Here is an 18215-nt window from a genome sequence, read left to right as displayed (position 1 = left end):
TAAACAAAAAGACTCCCGCGCCTGCCAGCATGTGTGCTGACGGCAAAGTGCTTCCGGCGTCCCGACAACGCGCCCGAAGCGGAGTCGGGGTGGCGGGGTCTCCGGCGTGCCGGGAAGGGAGCGGGTTTGCGTTTTCTGGTTGTCGATGACCATCGGCTGTTTCGTGATGGCATGAAGTCGCTTCTCGTGCACTGGCGCGCGGAGGCGCGGATCGTCGAGGCAGGGCGCCTCGCGGAGGCGCTGGACCGTCTCGCGGCGGGCGAGCGCTTCGATCTGATCCTGCTCGACCTGACGCTTCCGGACTCGCAGGACTTCGAGGACACGCTGCACCGCATGGTGCGCGCCGCCGTCGGGATGCCGGTCGTCGCGGTCTCGATGCTCGACCAGCGTGCGGTGGTGGCCGCGGCGATCCGTGCCGGCGCGCGCGGCTTCATCCGCAAGACCGACAGCGCCAACGTGATGCTGGGGGCGCTCGAGATGGTGCTCGCCGGCGGGAGCTGCGTCCCGGCCGAGCTGCTGTGCGGGGAGCCGGAAGCGTCGCCGCACGCGCCGGTGCTGAGCGAGCGGCAGCTGGAGGTGCTGCGCCTGATCGACGGCGGGATGTCCAACAAGGAGATCGCGCGCGCGCTCGGGATCGCCGAGCCGACCGTGAAGGTGCACGTGCACCGTATCCTCCAGCTCGTCGGCACCACCAGCCGCGCCAAGGCTGCCGTTTGGGCGCGCCGCGCCGGGCTGCTTCCCGGCAGCGAGGGCTTCAGCGCAGGACCCTGAGCAGCTCCTCCAGGTCTGCCGCGAGCGGCCGGCCCCGTCCGGCCACGCCCGACGATGCCGGCAACTCCACGATCCGCCCGGCGTCGCGGCGGTCGGCCTCCACCGGGCGCGAGACGTCGCCGACGACGAAGAGGTCGGCGCGGCTGTCGATCGCGCGCAGCTCCTGCAGGACGCCCTCCGGCTCGCTGCCCGCCACCACCGCCGCGCCCCAGTCCGACAGGGTCGCGGTGATCATCTCGCCGCGCACCGCGTCGCGCGTGGCCAGCGCGATCACGCGGTCGCGCACGCGCGCGGCCGCCTCGCGGAAGCGCGGGCCCGGTTCCGGGCTGCGCGTCGACAGCGGCAGCTCGATGCAGAAGACGGTGCCGCGGCCGTGCAGCGAACGCACCTTCAGGCCGAGCCCGAGCTGGTCGGAGATCTCGCGCACCAGCGACAGCCCGATGCCGATGCCGCCCGCATGGCCGCTCTCGAAGTCGTCGAAGATGAGAGGCAGCCGCTCTGCCGCGATGCCGGTCCCGCTGTCGTGCACCTCGATGCGCACCATCAGCCCGCGGCGGCGCGCACAGAGCAGCACCCGTCCCGACGGGACGCAGGCGCGCACCGCGTTGCTCAGCAGGTTGCGCAGCACGCGCTCGATCAGCACGGGGTCGGCGATCACGTGCAGCGCGGTCGGCCGGGCCCGCACCGCGGCGCCGCCGCGGGGGTGGGCGAGGGCGGTCTCGGCGGCGAGTTGCTCGAACAGCGGTCCGAGCGCCAGGTCGCGCGGCGTGACGCCGCGGATCTCGCCCTCGAGCCGCGCGGTGTCGAGCACGCTCTCGAGCACCCGCGAGAGGGAGCGCGCGGCGTTCTGCGTGCGGCGCAGCACCTCGTCCATCTCCGGCGGCAGCTTCTGCAGCGCCAGCGTCTCCAGGCCCAGCCGCACGGCCTCGAACGGCGGGCGCAGGTCGTGCGTGGTCGCGGCCAGGAAGCGTGCCTTGCTCATGCGCGCACGCTCGGCCTCCCGGCGCGCCTTCTCGGCCTGGCTGCGGTGCATCGCCGCCACCGCCTCGAGCGAGCGGCGGCGATCGGCACCCGAGGCGCTCAGCAGCAGGCTGACGATGCACAGCGACATCAGCAGCAGCTGCAGGTCGATCTGGCCGACGGGGTTGCCCGTGGCGCGCACCACCGCGACGATGCCCGCGCTCAGCAGCAGCGTGGTGTAGGCGGCGCCCTGCGGCCCGAAGCGGATCGCCGCCAGCGACACCGGCAGCAGCAGCAGGTACCAGCGTGCCAGCGTCGAGGCGGTGTAGCCGCCATCGGAGAGGCCGAGCCACAGCAGCTCGCCGGAGATCGCGGCGATCAGCAGCAGCTCGACCCCGCTCTGGAGCAGGCGGCTGCGTTTCTCCGGCGACAGCCGCAGCCGCCGGCGCAGCTCCCCGGGCGGCCAGAGCGCGGCGAGGTGCAGCGCCACCGGCACGACGATCAGGATGCCGAGGTAGTCGCCGACGAAGAACTGGAAGGCCACGCCCCAGTATTCCTGCGGCGCCAGCAGCCCGGAGCGCACGTTGACCGCCACGACGCCGTAGGCCGTCACGAGCTCGGCCAGCGCGGACAGCAGCACCAGCGCGACCGCGTCGCGCAGTCGCGTCGCGGCCGAGACGCCGAGCCGGCGCAGCGCCCAGGCCGCGGCGCTCATGCCGCCCGCGATCAGCAGCGCATTCGCGATCAGGTTCTCGGGATGGTCCGGCAGGTGGTATGAGATCCCGCCGACCAGCGACGCCACCGCGACCACCGGCGCGAAGCGCAGGCCGCCGATCAGCAGCAGCGCGAGACTCAGGCCCCGCGCCGGATACCAGGCGCTCGAGCCCGGCGCGGTCTCGTAGATCACCGCGAGCCAGTGCAGGTTCAGCCACAGCATCAGGAATGCCGCGGCCGGAATCGAATAGCGCAGCAGTGCGGCGGGTGCGGCATGCGTGCGTTGGAGGAATATGGGGAGAGTCATGTGGGGCCGGAGCGCTCGGGCCGGCGAGCATCCCGGAGAGTCGGCAAGCGATCAATACATCCTTGGATGTAGCGCCACTCCATCGCTTGGGACATTGGCCGGTCGCCGGTGCCGCCTGACAATCCTTGCAGGTCGGCAGCTGTTTCGTGATTCTTCGGGGCGGCCGGGTTGAACGGCGTTTCTGCCGTCTCCCGCCGTGAAAAAGCGGGGATTGTAGGAGCGGCCCGGGCCCCGGTTCACCGGGAAGACGGGTTGCCGTGCCGGAGGCCGGGGCAGAAAACCGGCCTGAGATCCTTTGCAACCGCGGAACAGGCGGGGTCCGATGAGAAATCCCGGCGCGCGCCGGTCGGGAAAGACAGAGCGGAGTATCCGCTCGGGAGTACGTCATGGAGCATACCTATACCGCTTTCGTCAATTGCCGGAAGGACGGCAGCACGAAACCTTTCCAGCCCCGCATGGTTACGTTTTCGCTGCCCGTGCAGGAAAAGCGGAATCCGCTCGACATCGAACTGACGGCATTCAGGGAGGCGCGCCGGCAGGGTTTCGAGGTCCTGCATGTCGTCTCGTTCAGGCAGCAGGAGCACGCCTGAACGGCGCGGGAATCCCGCGCGGCGTCCGGGAGGGGCATCCATCATGAGCGCGCGGACCGCGGGACGGCGCCATGCGAGCCCGTTTCCCCTGCCCCGCTGAAAAGCGCCGGAAGATGCCTTATGTAAAGTGAGGTGCGCCGAAAGCGGAGCATTCCTGTCTTCCCCGGCGTCCGGTGTCCCGCACCGGTCGCGCTAACCGGCCGGCACCGCGGGCCGACGCGCTGCGGCGCGTCGGTGTGCCGGTCCGCCGTGCGCAGCCCCCGGGGGCTGCACGCGCGCGGGAGTCTCTCAGGCCGCCTTCTTCTTCGCAGCTGCCTTCTTCGCCGGTGCTGCCGTCTTCTCGGCAGTCTTGGCTGCGGACTTGACGGCAGTCTTCGCTGCAGTCTTTGCGGCCGTCTTCGCAGCAGCCTTCTTCGCCGGCACCGCCTTCGCTTCGTTCGCCGCAGCGGCGGCCTTCTTCGCGGCCGTCTTCGGCGCCGCGGCGCTCTTCTTCGCCGTGGCCTTCACGGGCACCTCGACGTCCTGCTCCGCCGCCTTCTTCGCCGCTGCCTTCGCGGCCTTCGTCGCGCGGGCCTTCGCGAATTTCGGGTCGACCACGTCGGCCAGTGCCGTCGAAGCCGAGAACTTCACCAGCTTGCGCTCGGCGATCTTCACCTTTTCGCCGGTGCTCGGGTTGCGGCCGGTGCGCGCTGCGCGGGTGGCGAGCTTGAAGGTGCCGAAGCCGGCAAGCGCCACCGGGTTGCCCTTCTTCAATTCGGCTGCCAGCGTTTCGAACACCGTGTCGAGGATGCGGGTGGCGCCGACCTTGGGCAGGTCGTGCTTTTCGGAAATCAGGGCAGCGAGTTCTTTGCGGTTCATTCTTCGAATCCTTGAGCCGATGGGGAAAAACGCGCGATTCTGCCACCGCTTCGTACCGGCAAGCCGAGCGGCGCACCGCGGGTATCGGAATCGGGTGCAGCGGCCCCTCCGGGGCGGCCGGTAAGGCGGGGTCGCGCGCCGGCTCCGGGTTCGCCGGCAGCCCCGCCCGGGGCCGTCCAGCGCCGGGCTCGGATACCGCCGCGGGACGAAACCGCGCGAATCGCGCGCCGTCTCAGAACAGCGCCCGCAGGAAGGCGCCAAGGAAACCCGAGGACTGAGCCTGCTCCTTTTCCGGCGGCGGGCCTTCGCTGCGCCGCGAGTCCGGCTTGCATTTGCCGGCGCGCGCCTCCTCGGCCGTGCATTCCTCGGCGTCGGAGGAATTGCCGGGCGTCGACCTGAAGCCCTCGGCGATGCCCCGGGCCACCTCGACGAGCACGTTGGCCGCGCGCTTGAGCAGCGAGCCGATGACCCTGCCCAGCTCCTCGGCCGTGGACGACTCGTCCTCCTGCTGGCTCGAGGCGGCGGTGGCCGTGCGGGATGCCGCACCTGAACCGGGGGCCTGTGCGAACGCGAGAAGGCTCGCGAAGCACAGGAGGAGCGCGATGACTGCTTTCTTCATGAGGGTCTGCCCGCCGGGACGGGCGCGCCCGGGAGGGTGTCGAGGTATTTCAGGCGCAAGCGGGGACAAGGGGTATCTGCGGTGTGGCCTATCGGCGGCGAAGATTACTCCATGAACCACCCCGGGGCGCCTTGCGCGCATCGCCCCGGGCCTTCGTTTCCCGCGAAAGCGGGGGCGCGGCGCGCGGCCGGGAGCCGACACCATGCTGAGACAGGACACCACCGTGCTCGAGATCCGCACCCCGGGTCGCGGGATGACCGACATCACCGGCGAAGTGCGCGACTGGGTCGCGGCTCGCGGCCTGCGCCAGGGGCTGCTGACCGTCTTCGTGCGCCACACCTCGGCCAGCCTGCTGGTGCAGGAGAACGCCGACCCGCAGGTGCAGCGCGACCTGGAGCACTTCTTCTCGCGCCTCGTTCCGGACGGCGACCCGATGTTCCGCCACCGGGACGAGGGGCCGGACGACATGCCCGCGCATGTGCGCGCAGCGCTGACGCAGACGCATCTCGGCATCCCGCTGGTCGAGGGCCGGCTCGCGCTCGGCACCTGGCAGGGCATCTACCTGTGGGAGCACCGCAGCCGGCCCCACCGCCGCGAGGTCGTGCTGCACCTGATCGGCGCCTGAGCGCCCTGCTGCCGCCGCTTTCAGCCGAGGCCGAACTGGGTGAACTGCGGCAGCGCCTCGCGTGCCGCGCGGCGGCCTTCCGCGATGGCCGCCGCGCCGCGGTGGAAGTCCATGAAGGCCATCTGCGCGAGGCGCGGCTGGATCAGGATGTCGGCCGGTTCGCCCGCGAGGCGGCTGCGCGTGATGCGCACCTGCATGATGTTGACGCTGCTGGCGAGCACGTCGACGATCGAGGGCATCGCGCTCGAGTGGCTCGGGCCGCTGCGCAGGCGGCCGAGGCCGCTCTGCAAGCGGTCGAGCATGTTCGCCAGGGGGCCGCCGTTGGCCGGCGCCGGTTCCTCGGGGCGCGCGGGCGGGCGCAGGTGCCGCCCGAGCAGGTCGGAGTTGAGGTCCACCGCGACGACGAGGTCCGCGCCGAGCGCCCGGCACAGCGACACCGGCACCGGGTTGACCAGGCCGCCGTCGACCAGCAGCCGGCCGCGGTCCTGGGCCGGCGTGAGCAGGCCGGGAAAGGCCATCGACGCACGCACCGCGTCGATCAGCGAGCCGCTCTGCAGCCAGACCTCCTGCCCGGTGGTGAGCTGGGTGGCAACAGCCCCGAAGGTGCGGTCGAGCGTCTGGATGTCGCGGTCCCGAAAGTGCCGGCGGAAGAATTCGGTGAGCGCCCTACCCTTGATCAGCCCGCCGCTGGTGGTGAGGTCGAGCATGCCGACCACGGCCTGCCAGGTCAGGCTGCGCACCCAAGCCTCCAGCCGGTCGAGCTCGCCGGCCACGCAGGCCGCGCCCACCAGCGAGCCGATCGAGGTGCCGCAGACGACCTGCGGCTCCAGCCCCGCCTCCTGCAGCACGCGCAGCACGCCGATGTGGGCCCAGCCGCGCGCCGAGCCGCTTCCCAATGCCACGCCGATCCTGGGCTTTCCGTCCATGCCGGCATTCTCGTCGCGGCGGCACGGCGCGGCCAAAAAAAAGCCCGAGATCGAGGATCTCGGGCTTGAATCCACCGAGGGAGGTGGAGGAGACAAACGTGAGGAGAAAAGCTGTTTTCTCCCGCAGTGAGTGAATGATAGGGGAAAACCCTCGCGCTGTCCAGCGCCTTCGCCACTTCGCGAAGAGGGCGGCCCCGGCACCCCGGGCGGGGGCGGCAGCCGGCCGGGTGCGCGGTTTGCCGGACGGTCCCTCGTCATGGCTTGCGAGCGTGTCGCTGCCCGCCCCGGGCAGTCGGCGACGCGGCAGAGATGCATCTTCCCGCTTCCTTCCACGCCAGCCGGCGCGCGACCCAGGTCCTCAGGCACCCCGGCGCCTTCGCATGGCGGGTCCTGAAGGCCTTCCGCGCCAACCAGGGACTGCTGCTGGCCGGCGCGGTGGCGTACTACGCGCTGCTGTCGCTGGTGCCGCTGCTGATCCTGATCGCGATCGTGCTGTCGCACGTGCTCGAGCCGGTGGAGTTGCTGCGCACGCTGGCGCGCTATCTCGAATGGCTGCTGCCCGGGCAATCGGCGCCGATCGTGCTGGAGCTGGGCAACTTCCTCGCGCACCGCGAGGTGGTGGGCTGGTTCGTGCTCGCGACGATGCTGTTCTTCAGCTCGCTCGCCTTCACCGTGCTGGAGAACGCGATGTCGGTGATCTTCCACCACCGCGTCGCGATCCGCCGGCGCCACTTCCTCGTCTCCGCGGTGCTGCCCTACTGCTACATCCTCTTCCTCGGCTTCGGGCTGCTGGTGGTGACCATCGTCTCGGGCAGCCTGCAGGCGCTAGGCGACGACAGCGTGCGGCTGCTCGGGCACGTGTGGTCGCTCGGCCGGCTCTCGGGCCTGCTGCTCTACCTGCTGGGCGTGGTCGGCGAGGTGCTGATCCTGACGTCGATCTACATGGTGATGCCGGTCGGGCGGCTGTCGCTGCAGCATGCGCTCGTCGGTGCCCTCACCGCCACGCTGCTGTGGGAGATCACGCGCCACCTGCTGATCTGGTACCTGACGACGCTGTCGCAGGTGAGCGTCGTCTACGGCTCGCTGACGACGGCGATCATCGTGCTGCTGAGCCTGGAGATCGCGGCGACGCTGCTGCTGTTCGGCGCGCAGGTGATCTCGGAGTACGAGCGCGTCGATGCCGCGGGGGCGGCCGCGGAGCCCGAGGGGCTGCGCACGGACTGATTCCCTGGCCGCTTCAGCGCTCGGGCGGCTGCCGGGGGGCGTCGCTCCAGCCCCGGCGGATCAAGGCCTTCTCGACGCGCAGCAGCACATCCAGCACCACGATCGACAGCACGGTAACGAACACCGCGGTGGCCTCCAGGCCCATGCCGGCCGTCATGCCGATGGCTGACGTGGCCCAGATGCCGGCCGCCGTCGTGAGTCCCCGGATTTGCTGGGAGCGGTCGAGCTTGAGCACCGCGCCGGCGCCGAGGAAGCCGATGCCGCTGATCACGCCCTGGATGACCCGGCTGAGATCCTCGATCTTCATGCCGGCCTGCAGCGGCACCAGCACGAAGACCGCGGTGCCGAGCGAGACCAGCATGTGGGTGCGCAGTCCGGCCGCGCTGCCGCGCCGCTCGCGCTCGTAGCCGATCATCGCACCGAGCACGAGCGCCATCAGCAGGCGAACCGTCAGCCGCGTGAGCTCGGCCACATCGGGAACATCCGAGAACTCGTCGCGCACCGTCTCCACAATCGCCTGCCACATCGGGGGCCGCCGGGCGCGCGAAACGGGCGCGCCCTCTCCTTTCCGGCGCAACACAGGCAGCCGGCGTGCCGGCGCCCCGGGCGGCGCATCCCGCGCCCGGGGGTATCCGGTTTGCTGGGGGAGCACAGGACTTTCCCGACCCTCTTTTCTGGCCGCGCCCGGTGCGCGGCCCCCGAGCCGTTCATGAATTTCTCTCCTGCTGCCCTTCCCCCCTTTTTCCGCCCGGCGCAGCGCCTCGCCGTGGCCTTGCTGGTCCTGGGCCTTGCCACGGTCGGGCAGCCGGCGGCTGCCGAGAGCGCAGCGGCCCTGTCGCTGCAGCCGCCCGCCGTCCCGCAGTCGTTGCCGCAGCAGTTGCCCGCCGTCCCGCCGGCCGGGTCCGCGGTCCTGCCCGGGTCACCGCCGCTGCCGCTCACCGCGCTGTCCGCCCTCCTCGCCGCGCCCGATCGCGCCCGGATTCCGGGCGCCGAGGAGCTGGAGGCGCTGCACCGGCTCTACCGGCCGCTCGGCTACACCCCCCTGTGGAGCGGCGCCGACGGCCGGCCCGGACGCAGCGCCGCCGATGCGCTGCTGCTGCTGTCGGCCGCAGGCGACGAGGGGCTCGATCCGGCCGACTACCGGGTCGAGGCACTCGCCGCAGGCGTGGCGCACTTGCGGGATGCGGCCGCTCCCGACGAGGCGCAGCGCGCGGCGCTCGACATCGATCTCAGCGTCGCGATGCTGCGCTACCTGCGGCATCTGCAGCGCGGTCGCGTCGATCCGCGCGAGTTCGGCTTCCGCATGCCGCCGCGCACGGGGGAGCCGGATGCGGCCGACCTGCTGCGCGCAGCTTTGCCGGTGCACGGCCTGCGGGACGCCGTCGCGGCGTCCGCACCGCAGTCCGAGCCCTATCTGCGCCTGCGCGAGGAGCTGCGGCGTTACCGCTCGCTGGCAGCCGAGCCGGGTGCGGCCGTCCTGCCCCCCGGCCCGGACGTGCGCCCGGGCGAGCGGCTGGCGGGTGCCGCGTCGCTGCACCGCCGCCTGGTTGCGCTCGGCGACCTGCCGGCCGACGCGCGGCCGCCGTCGCGCCCGGCGTACGAGGCGGCGCTGGTCGAAGGCGTGCGGCGCTTCCAGCGCCGCCACGGCCTGCGGGACAACGGCGTGCTCGGCGCCGAGACGCGCGCGGCGCTGAACGTGCCCCTGTCGCGGCGCGTGCGGCAGATCGAGCTCGCGCTGGAGCGCATGCGCTGGCTGCCGCCGCCGGACGGGCGGCCCTTCCTGGCGGTCAACATCGCGATGTTCCGGCTCGCCGCCTGGGACGCCTCGCCCGGGCGCGCGCCGGCGCTCGGCATGGACGTGATCGTCGGCGGCTCGCTCGACACGCAGACGCCGGTGCTGGCGGAGGAGATGCGCTACCTGGTCTTCCGCCCGTACTGGGACGTGCCGCGCTCGATCGTGCGCAAGGAGATCCTGCCGGGTCTCGCGCTCGACCCGGGCTACCTGGACCGGATGCAGATGGAGATCGTGCGCGGCGCGGGCGACCGCGCGCCGGTGGTGGCCGCGACGCCGGAGAACATCGAGCGGCTGCGCCAGGGGCGCGACGGACTGCGGGTGCGCCAGCGCCCCGGGCCGCACAACTCGCTCGGGCTCGTGAAGTTCATCTTCCCGAACGACCAGGCGGTCTACCTGCACGGCACGCCGTCGCGCCGGCTCTTCAGCCGCACGCGCCGCGACCTCAGCCACGGCTGCGTGCGCCTGCGCGATCCGGCGGCGCTCGCGCAATGGGTGCTGCGCGACCAGCCGGAGTGGACGCGCGAGCGCATCGAGGCGGCGATGGCCGCGCCGCGGCCGCTGCGCGTGAACCTCACGCAGCCGCTGCCGGTGCGGCTGCTGTACTACACCGCCGAGGTGAACCCGGAGAGCGGCGCGCTGCACTTCGCGGCGGACATCTACGGCCACGACCGGCGGCTGGAGGCGGCGCTGGCGCGGCGCAGCGCCGGCACCGCTGCCGGGGACTGATCACCAGGCGCGCACGCGCCCGGTGTCCACGTGCACGAAGTTCGAGCCGGGGTAGTAGCCGACGCCGCCGCGCCCGAGCGCGAGCGCGGCCTGCCGCAGCCGGGCGAGCGGCACGTCGGCGACGCGGATGTCGATCGCGCGTCCCGACAGGTGCAGGCTGCCGCTGGCCACGCCGGTGCTGCGCGCGCGCAGCATCGCGTTGGTGGCGGGCGAGCGGTAGGCGGAGATGATCTGGAAGGGCTGCGTGCTGCCGGTCAGCTGGCTCAGGCCGTGCAGCAGGTCGAGCAGCTGCGGATCGATCGGGGCGACCTCGCCGGTGCGGAAGTCGCGCAGCAGGCGGTTGATCTCGCCGAGCGCGTCGGGCAGGTAGCTGCCGCCGCTGAAGTACTCGATGTCCACGAGGCGCTCGCCGGTGTGGAGGTGACTGAATGTCAGCGTGCGGGGCTCGGCGGCGTGCGCGCGCGCCAGCGCCGGCACGGCCAGCGCCGGCACGGCCAGCGCCGGCATCGCGGCCAGCAGTCGGGTGAAGCGGCGTCGGGACAGGGGGCTCACGGGGGGCGTCTCCGGGCAAAGCCGCCCTTATACGTACCCCCTCTTACGAGCGTCAACCAATTGTTTCAGGAGTGGGGCCCCTGCCTCGCGCAAGCGTGAAGAAGTGGGCGCTCACCGGGCTCCGGCGGACCGTTCCGGCTCGCGAACGCCTTCCGCGCCCTGGCGGGCCCGGAAGGCGCCGCCGCCTCACTTCACCGGCGCGACGTACGCGATCAGCTTGCCCAGGTTCGAGACGAACTGGCTGGTCGAGATGCCGAGCGTGCGCTCCTGCTTCACGTAGGGCGCGATCTCGGGCGGGTTGCGCGGGTCGTAGGGCGAGGTGTCGCTGAGGTCGCCGACATGCCGGCTCTGGTAGGCCGTGCCGGTGTAGGGCTCGCTCGGGCCGTTGCCGCGGTAGGGATTGGTGGTGGTCGCGAGCGGGGTGAGCCAGTAGTTCTTGGTGCCGAGGTCGGCGATCAGCTTCTGCGCTTCGCTGTCGGCCACCGTGGGGCTGAGCATGACGCTGTCCTCGAACAGGTCGGGGAAGTCCACCTCACGCAGCGAGAAGTAGCGCGGCAGCTCGCGCCGCTTGCGCGCGCCGAGCGGCGAGCGCGCGACCATCTCGGCGACCTGCGCCGGGCTCATCGAGCTGAGCTGCTCGTAGGTCCGGCGCAGCGCGGCGACGTTGACGGTGCGGCCGGCCGAGTAGTGGCTCGGCGTGTTGCGGTGGTCGTAGTCGACGTAGTAGGCGCCGTTCCAGATGTTGGAGCCGTAGCGGTGCACGAACAGCGGCCGGTTGGTGCCGAGCTCGATGAAGGTCGGGTGCGTGCGGCTGGCGATGAGCGGGTTCTCCGCCTTCATCTGCGCCGTCAGCGCGCAGCTCTCGAGCCATTGGAGCGCGGCTGGCACGCCCTCGAGGTACTTGCGGTCGCCGGTGAGCTGGAAGTAGTTGAAGAGCTGCTTGACGTTGGTGTCGGTGGTGTGGGTGGCGAGCGCGCGCGGCTCGTAGCTGCGCGCGCCGGCCGGGGCGCCGGCGGGGCGGCCGTCACGCGCCACGGCGAGGTGCTGCAGGCCCCAGCCCGCCTGCGGCGCGGGCTGCTGCAGCCGGCGCAGGCATTCCATCGCGCGGTGCACCGGCTCGACGAGGTCGGTGCGCCCCAGCCCGATCACGCACATCAGCAGGAACTTGATGTTCTCGCCGGCCACGTCGTCGTTGAAGGTGACGTGGCGCGTGTAGTCGCCGTCCTCCATGCCCTGGCGTGCGCCCGGGGGGATCTGCTGCGGGTTCGGCTGCGGCATCGACGAGATCGAGTTGTCGACGAAGGGAAAGCGCTGCGGCCAGCCGCCGTCGGCGACGCCGCCCTTGAACTGCGCGGCCAGCACGAAGCCGATGGCCTTGTTCAGCGGCACGAGGAAGCGGCGGTCCTTCTTCTCCAGGTACATGCGCAGCAGGAACTGCGAGGACACCGCGGTGCCGGCGTCGTCGAAGGTGGCGTTGCCGTAGTAGTGCTGGAACTCCTCGAGGCGCCAGCCGTTGATGCCGATCGTCTCGTACCAGTCCTTCAGCGAGGCCTCGCCGGCGAAGTCGTGGATGTAGTTCCAGCCGCCGGCCGGGTGCTGCGCGGCGATCAGCGCGAGGCCGGTGCGTTCCGCGGCGCGGTAGAACGTCTCGTCCCCGGTGGCGTGGTAGGCGTCCAGGAAGGCGTGGCCCGCGGTCGGCGTGCCCGGGGGCTGGATCCAGCACATCGTGCGCTTGGCCTCCATCTCGCCCCAGGTGCGCGACATGTCGGGCAGATAGTCCCAGACATAGCCGCCGTGATAGGAGACCTGCTGGTCCATGTGCTCGACCGCGCGCCGCATCGCGTCGATGGCCGCGATCTTGGTCGCCGCGGGGCTGTGCGCCGGCGGCAGCGCGCCCGCGCTGCCGCTCCAGCCTGCGAGGGTCACCGGCGCCAGGCCGGACATCAGGAACGTTCTGCGTTTCATCGAACCACTGCTCCTCTGGTGGGGAAGGCCGACGTCCCTGCGTCGGCAGGTAGCGGCCGGATGCGGCTATTGTTGGCCGCTACTGGTAGGACATCGTATGACTGAGAGTTGACGCTGAAGACAGGGTCAGCCCCGATTGAACGGTTCAAGCGGGGTGGGGAATGGCAGTTTTCATAGGAAAAACTCGGAGGAAGAAAAGGGAAAACTTCCTCAGGACATTGGCCATCGTCTGGCACAAGTGCTTCAAGTTGTGTGATGACATACGTTTGAGGCTCTCGATCCACCCCGCAATCGGAGGGGGCTGCTTGCCCGGCTGCCTTGGCGCTTCGCGCTGTCCGACAATCGGGGACATGCAAGTCCCCTTTCCCGGCTCCTCCGACACCGAAGCGCGCGCGCTGCTGCGCCAGCTCTACGACGCCGCGGTGCAGCGTGCGCAGCCTGCGCACTGCATCGCCCCCTTCCTGCCGCCGCCGCCGCACGGCCGCACCGTCGTGATCGGCGCTGGCAAGGCCGGCGGCGCGATGGCCGCGGCGGTCGACGCGCTGTGGCCGGCCGGGGCGCCGCTGTCGGGACTCGTCGTCACCCGCTACGGCCACGTGCCGCCGGCCCGCGGCGCGCAGCCCGGCCGCATCGAGGTGGTGGAGGCGGCGCACCCGGTGCCGGACGAGGCGGGGCGGCACGCGGCGCGGCGCATTGCCGCGCTGGTGCAGGGCCTCGGCGCCGACGACCTCGTGCTGTGCCTGATCTCGGGCGGTGCCTCGGCGCTGCTGTCGCTGCCGGCCGAGGGCGTGACGCTCGAGGAGAAGCAGGCGATCAACCGCGCGCTGCTGGCCAGCGGCGCGGCGATCGACGAGATGAACTGCGTGCGCAAGCACCTGTCGGCGATCAAGGGCGGGCGGCTCGCGGCGATGTGCGCGCCGGCGCGCGTCGTCACGCTGCTGATCTCGGACGTGCCGGGCGACGACCCGGCGGTGATCGGCAGCGGGCCGACGGTGCCCGACCCGACGAGCTGCGCCGACGCGCTGGCGATCCTGCGCCGCCACGGCATCGCGCTGCCGCCGGCGCTGCGCACCGGACTCGAGAGCGGCGCCTTCGAGACGCCCAAGCCGGGCGACGCGCGCTTCGCCGGGCACGAGCTGCACCTGATCGCCACGCCGCAGCAGAGCCTGGAGGCCGCCGCGGCCCGGGCACGCGAGCTGGGCCTCGAGGCTCATATCCTGAGCGACGAGATCGAGGGCGAGTCGCGCGAGGTCGGCCGGGTCCACGCGGCGCTGGCGCGCGCCGTCGCCCGTCGCGCCCAGCCCTTCGCGCGGCCCTGTGTGATCCTGTCGGGCGGCGAGACCACGGTGACGGTGAACACGTGCCGCGATCCGGCCCTGGCGCCGGGCCGTGGCGGGCGCGCCGGCGAGTTCCTGCTCGGCTGCGCGATCGCGCTCAAGGGCGAGCCCGGCGTCTGGGCGCTCGCCGCGGACACCGACGGCATCGACGGCAGCGAGGACAATGCCGGCGCGCTGGCCGCGCCCGACACGCTGGCGCGTGCCGCGGCGCTGGGCCTGAAGCCGGCCGAGTTCCTCGACCGCAACGACGCCTACGGCTTCTTCGCGGCGCTCGGCGACCTGCTGGTCACCGGGCCGACCTTCACCAACGTCAACGACTTCCGCGCGCTGCTGGTGACCTGAGCGCCGCGCCTCGCCGCTGAGCGGCTCAGGCCGTCACCCGGTACACCCGGCCGGTCTGCGCGCCGTCGACGCTGCGCCGGTAGGCGAGCGCCGCGCGCCGGGCGGGCACCGGCTCGAAGCCGGCCATGAAAGGCCCGTAGACCTCCCAGGATTCGGCGAGGACGGTGGGGCTGACCGCGTTGATGCGCAGGCCCCGCGGCAGCTCGATCGCCGCGGCGCGCACGAAGCCTTCGAGCGCGGCGTTCACGGTGCTCGCGTTCGCGCCGTTGCGGATCGGCTCTTCGGAGAGGATGCCGCTCGTGAGCGTGATCGAGCCGCCGTCGTTCAGGTGGTGCTGGCCGATCAGCGCCAGGCGCACCTGGCCGAGCAGCTTGTCGTTCAGCCCGACCGAGAAGCGGGCGCTGTCGGTCTCGGCCAGCGGGCCGAAGTGCAGGCTGCCGGTGGTCGAGACGAGCGCGTCGACGCGACCGACCGACGCGAACAGTGCCGCGACGCTTTCCTCGCTGGTGATGTCGACGCGCACGTCGCCGCTGTGGCGCCCGGCAAGGATCAGCTCGTGGTGCGGCCCCAGGGCCTCGCTGACGGCTTGGCCGAGCACGCCGGAGGCGCCGATGATCAGGACTTTCATTGCAGGACTCCCGTGTGTTGAAGGAGCCCTCATGTTCGACCCAGCGCCTTCCTGCAACAATGCGCTCCGACTTCACTCATTGCGAACTCCGGGTTCGGAATCCCGTGGACAAGCTGCGCAGCATGGAGGTTTTCGTCGCGGTGGCCGAGGCCGGCGGCTTCAGCCGCGCCGCCGAGGCGCTGGACATCTCGGCCGTGATGGTCGGCAAGCATGTGCGGCAGCTGGAGGAGCGTCTCGGCGCGCGGCTGATCCAGCGCAGCACGCGGCGCCAGCGCCTGACCGATGCGGGCCGGCTGTTCTACGAGGAGAGCCGGCGCGTGCTGGAGCAGCTGCGCTGGGCCGAGCTGTCGGTGGAGCGGCTGCGCGAGGAGCCGGGCGGGCTGCTGCGGGTGTCGGCGCCGGTGACGCTCGGCGGCTGCCTGATCGCGGCGCATGCCGCCGACTTCATGGCGCGGCATCCGGCGGTGCGCATCGAGCTGGTGCTGAGCGACGGGCTCGTCGACCTCGCGGCCGAGGGCTTCGATCTCGCAATCCGCATCGGCGAGCTGGGCCAGCCGCACCTCGTCGCGCGGCCGCTCGCACCCTACCGCATGGTGATCTGCGCGTCGCCCGACTACCTGGCGCGCCACGGCCGCCCGCGCGTGCCGCAGGACCTGGGCTCGCACCGCTGCCTCGGGCATCTCTCGTGGAACAGCGCCAACGCATGGCGCCTCTGCGGCACGGGCGAGGAGGCGCAGTGGCCCGCCGACGCGCCCTTCGCCTCCAACCACGGCCCAGCCCTGCGCGCCGCGGCGCTGCGCGGGGCCGGGCTGGTGCTGCAGCCCGAGGTGCTGCTCGCCGAGGACATCGCCGCCGGCCGGCTCGAGACGGTGCTCGAAGCGCACGTGCCGCCGCCCCGTCCCGTGCACCTGCTCTACCTGCCGGACCGTCGCCCGCTGCCGAAGCTCGCCGGCTTCGTCGCCCATCTCCGCGAACGCATGCCGCCCGGACCCTGAACCGGGCGGACGCTCCCCACCCAAGCCAGGGCCCTGCGCCCTCCCCCAGGAAACGACCCGAGGACTTCCCGATGCGCCGAGCCGCGAACCCGACCGATCTCGAAGCCGTCCACGCGATCTACATGCACGAGGCGGTCGTGCCCTTCCTCGGCTTCGACCCGATGCCGCTCGACGACTTCCGCGCCGTCTACCGCGACCTGCTCGCGAGCGGCGGCTTCTTCGTCTGGGAGGCGGGCGGCGAGGTGGCCGGCTTCTACAAGGCGGTGCGGCACCCGGGCCGCGCGCGCCATGTCGCCGGCCTCGGCACGCTCGCGGTGGCGCCGCGCCACCACGGCAGCGGTGTTGCGCGCGCGATGGTGGGCGACGCGATCGCCCGGCTCGCCGCGGAGGGCGTGCTGCGCGTCGAGCTGATGGTCGAGAGCGATAACCCCCGCGGCATCCGCTTCTACGAGGGCCTGGGCTTCCGCATCGAGGGGACGCTGCGCAAGTTCTACAAGCGCGCGGGCGACGCGCACTTCGTGGACGAGCACGTGATGGGGCTGCTGCTCGGGTAGCGGGCCGGCCCCGGTGGCCCGCAGGACGCGGCCTGCCCGGCTCAGGCCGGCTCGCGCAGCTCGCGCCGCAGCACCTTGCCGACGTTGGTCTTCGGCAGGACGTCGCGGAACTCGACGATCTGCGGCACCTTGTAGCCGGTGAGCTCGGCGCGCGCGAAGGCCAGCAGCGCCTCGGCGGTCAGCGCCGGGTCGCGGCGCACCACGACGAGCTTGACGCGCTCGCCCGAGCGCGGGTCGGGCACGCCGACCACCGCCGCCTCGAGCACCCCCGGGTGCTTCGCAATCACGTCCTCGACCTCGTTCGGGTACACGTTGAAGCCCGAGACGAGGATCATGTCCTTCTTGCGGTCGACGAGGAAGACGTGGCCGTCGGGGGCGACATAGCCGACGTCGCCGGTGCGCAGGAAGCCGTCGGGGAAGAAGATCTTCGCGGTCTCGGCCGGCTGCTGCCAGTAGCCGGGCGTGACCTGGGGGCCGCGCACGCAGATCTCGCCGATCTCGCCGGGCGCGAGCTCGCGGCCCTCGTCGTCGCGCACCGACAGCTCGGTCGAGGGCACCGGCAGGCCGATCGAGCCGGTGAAGCGGCGCGTGTCGAGCGGGTTGATCGTCACCGCGGGCGAGGTCTCGGTGAGGCCGTAGGCCTGCGCGATCGCGACGCCCGTCACCTTCTGCCAGCGCTCGGCCACCGCCTGCTGCACCGCCATGCCGCCGCCGAGCGCGATGCGCAGCGCCGAGAAGTCGAGCTTCGCGAAGTCCGGGTGGTTCAGCAGCGCGTTGAAGAGCGTGTTGACGCCGGTGATCGCGCTGAAGCGGTGCCGGCCGAGCTCGCGCACGAAGCCCGGGATGTCGCGCGGGTTCAGGATCAGCAGGTTGGCCGCACCGAACACGAGGAACGCGAGGCAGTTCGCGGTCAGCGCGAAGACGTGGTAGAGCGGCAGCGCGGTGACGACCAGCTCCTCGCCCTCGCGCACCGCGGGACGCAGCCAGGCGCTCGCCTGCAGCACGTTGGCCGAGATGTTGCGGTGCGTGAGCATCGCGCCCTTGGAGACGCCGGTGGTGCCGCCGGTGTACTGCAGGAAGGCCAGGTCGGCGGGGCCGAGCGCGACCGGCACCGGCCGCTGGCCGCGCGTCTGGCTCAGCGCCTGCGACAGCCGCAGCGCGCCGGGCAGCGACCAGGGCGGCACCATCTTCTTCACGCGCCGCACCACGAAGTCGACGAGCACGCCCTTGAGCGTGCCGAGCATCTCGCCGATCGAGGTCACGACGACCGTCTTGAGCGCGGTGCGCGGCAGCACCTGCTCGAGCGTGTGCGCGAAGTTCTCGACGATCACGATCACCTCGGCGCCCGAGTCGCGCAGCTGGTGCTCGAGCTCGCGCGGCGTGTAGAGCGGGTTGCAGTTGACCACCACCGCGCCGGCGCGCAGCGCGCCGATCAGGCACACCGGGTACTGCAGCAGGTTGGGCATCATCAGCGCGACGCGCGTGCCCTTGACGACGCCGCGGCGCTGCAGCCACGCGGCGAAGGCGTCGGCGAGCCGGTCGAGCTCGGCGTAGCTCATGCGGCGGCCCTGCGAGACGTAGGCGGTGCGCGCGGCGTGGCGCGCGAGCGCGTCGTCGATCAGCGCGACCAGCGAGGGCCAGGCCTGCGGGTCGATGTCCGCCGGCACGCCGTCGGGATAGTGGTTCAGCCAGATGCGGTCCATGGCGGGGTGTCTCCTCGTTGTCGA

General features: G+C 72.0%; 17 protein-coding genes. 8 read left to right on the top strand and 9 right to left on the bottom strand.

Features of this window, described 5'->3' with window-relative positions; translation table 11 throughout:
* Nucleotides 1-33 precede the first annotated feature (33 nt).
* A complete protein-coding gene (locus tag D3A59_RS11720; protein ID WP_272868069.1) occupies nt 34-771 on the top strand; it encodes a LuxR C-terminal-related transcriptional regulator in 738 nt (245 codons plus the stop codon).
* On the opposite strand, the gene D3A59_RS11715 is transcribed toward D3A59_RS11720, so the two are convergent.
* The gene (locus tag D3A59_RS11715; protein ID WP_119155113.1) at nt 755-2752 is read right to left on the bottom strand and encodes a sensor histidine kinase; all 1998 of its coding nucleotides are present in this window, start codon (nt 2750-2752) and stop codon (nt 755-757) included. The two genes, D3A59_RS11720 and D3A59_RS11715, sit on opposite strands and share 17 nt — an antisense overlap.
* Before the next feature lie 386 nt (nt 2753-3138).
* Between D3A59_RS11715 and D3A59_RS11710 the strand changes: the two genes are divergently transcribed.
* The gene (locus D3A59_RS11710; protein WP_119155112.1) at nt 3139-3342 is read left to right on the top strand and encodes a hypothetical protein; all 204 of its coding nucleotides are present in this window, start codon (nt 3139-3141) and stop codon (nt 3340-3342) included.
* A gap of 288 nt (nt 3343-3630) precedes the next feature.
* Here D3A59_RS11710 and D3A59_RS26780 read toward each other — a convergent pair whose 3' ends face one another.
* On the bottom strand, nt 3631-4200 hold the full coding sequence (locus D3A59_RS26780; protein ID WP_119155111.1) for an HU family DNA-binding protein: 570 nt from the start codon (nt 4198-4200) through the stop codon (nt 3631-3633).
* 232 nt (nt 4201-4432) lie between these two features.
* Complete coding sequence (locus D3A59_RS11700; protein ID WP_119155110.1) at nt 4433-4819, bottom strand: hypothetical protein; 387 nt, start codon at nt 4817-4819, stop codon at nt 4433-4435.
* Between the two features lie 205 nt (nt 4820-5024).
* Here D3A59_RS11700 and D3A59_RS11695 point away from each other — a divergent pair, with 205 nt between their 5' ends.
* Nucleotides 5025-5444: a secondary thiamine-phosphate synthase enzyme YjbQ gene (locus tag D3A59_RS11695; RefSeq protein ID WP_419187250.1), complete on the top strand. Its 420-nt coding sequence runs from the start codon at nt 5025-5027 to the stop codon at nt 5442-5444.
* 20 nt (nt 5445-5464) lie between these two features.
* Here D3A59_RS11695 and D3A59_RS11690 read toward each other — a convergent pair whose 3' ends face one another.
* Nucleotides 5465-6370, bottom strand: a complete 906-nt coding sequence (locus tag D3A59_RS11690) for a patatin-like phospholipase family protein (protein ID WP_119155108.1) — start codon at nt 6368-6370, stop codon at nt 5465-5467.
* Between the two features lie 309 nt (nt 6371-6679).
* Between D3A59_RS11690 and D3A59_RS11685 the strand changes: the two genes are divergently transcribed.
* The gene (locus D3A59_RS11685) at nt 6680-7594 is read left to right on the top strand and encodes a YihY/virulence factor BrkB family protein (RefSeq protein WP_119155107.1); all 915 of its coding nucleotides are present in this window, start codon (nt 6680-6682) and stop codon (nt 7592-7594) included.
* A 13-nt stretch (nt 7595-7607) separates the two neighbouring features.
* Here D3A59_RS11685 and D3A59_RS11680 read toward each other — a convergent pair whose 3' ends face one another.
* Entirely contained in the window at nt 7608-8120 is a 513-nt protein-coding gene (locus D3A59_RS11680; protein WP_119155106.1) for an MgtC/SapB family protein, read from the bottom strand.
* 240 nt (nt 8121-8360) lie between these two features.
* Here D3A59_RS11680 and D3A59_RS11675 point away from each other — a divergent pair, with 240 nt between their 5' ends.
* Nucleotides 8361-10115: a L,D-transpeptidase family protein gene (locus D3A59_RS11675; RefSeq protein ID WP_119155105.1), complete on the top strand. Its 1755-nt coding sequence runs from the start codon at nt 8361-8363 to the stop codon at nt 10113-10115.
* Here D3A59_RS11675 and mepK read toward each other — a convergent pair whose 3' ends face one another.
* Nucleotides 10116-10622, bottom strand: coding sequence for a peptidoglycan L,D-endopeptidase MepK (gene mepK / locus D3A59_RS11670; RefSeq protein WP_119155148.1), 507 nt, complete (start codon nt 10620-10622; stop codon nt 10116-10118). It lies immediately after the preceding gene.
* Between the two features lie 231 nt (nt 10623-10853).
* Nucleotides 10854-12632 carry a pectate lyase gene (locus D3A59_RS11665; protein WP_119155104.1) on the bottom strand — a complete coding sequence of 593 codons (1779 nt, stop codon included), beginning with the start codon at nt 12630-12632 and terminating at the stop codon, nt 10854-10856.
* 350 nt (nt 12633-12982) lie between these two features.
* Here D3A59_RS11665 and D3A59_RS11660 point away from each other — a divergent pair, with 350 nt between their 5' ends.
* Nucleotides 12983-14311 carry a glycerate kinase type-2 family protein gene (locus tag D3A59_RS11660; RefSeq protein WP_119155103.1) on the top strand — a complete coding sequence of 443 codons (1329 nt, stop codon included), beginning with the start codon at nt 12983-12985 and terminating at the stop codon, nt 14309-14311.
* Between the two features lie 25 nt (nt 14312-14336).
* On the opposite strand, the gene D3A59_RS11655 is transcribed toward D3A59_RS11660, so the two are convergent.
* On the bottom strand, nt 14337-14939 hold the full coding sequence (locus tag D3A59_RS11655; protein WP_119155102.1) for a short chain dehydrogenase: 603 nt from the start codon (nt 14937-14939) through the stop codon (nt 14337-14339).
* Between the two features lie 104 nt (nt 14940-15043).
* On the opposite strand from D3A59_RS11655, the gene D3A59_RS11650 reads away from it, so the two are divergent.
* Entirely contained in the window at nt 15044-15934 is an 891-nt protein-coding gene (locus D3A59_RS11650) for a LysR substrate-binding domain-containing protein (RefSeq protein ID WP_119155101.1), read from the top strand.
* Nucleotides 15935-16005: 71 nt separating this feature from the next.
* The gene (locus D3A59_RS11645) at nt 16006-16488 is read left to right on the top strand and encodes a GNAT family N-acetyltransferase (RefSeq protein ID WP_119155100.1); all 483 of its coding nucleotides are present in this window, start codon (nt 16006-16008) and stop codon (nt 16486-16488) included.
* 41 nt (nt 16489-16529) lie between these two features.
* Here D3A59_RS11645 and D3A59_RS11640 read toward each other — a convergent pair whose 3' ends face one another.
* Nucleotides 16530-18191, bottom strand: coding sequence for an AMP-binding protein (locus tag D3A59_RS11640; protein WP_119155099.1), 1662 nt, complete (start codon nt 18189-18191; stop codon nt 16530-16532).
* Nucleotides 18192-18215: the final 24 nt, after the last annotated feature.

The sequence above is a fragment of the Caldimonas tepidiphila genome (genome assembly GCF_003569765.1).
Lineage (GTDB): Bacteria > Pseudomonadota > Gammaproteobacteria > Burkholderiales > Burkholderiaceae_C > Caldimonas > Caldimonas tepidiphila.
This window is presented reverse-complemented; position numbering and strand designations above follow the sequence as displayed.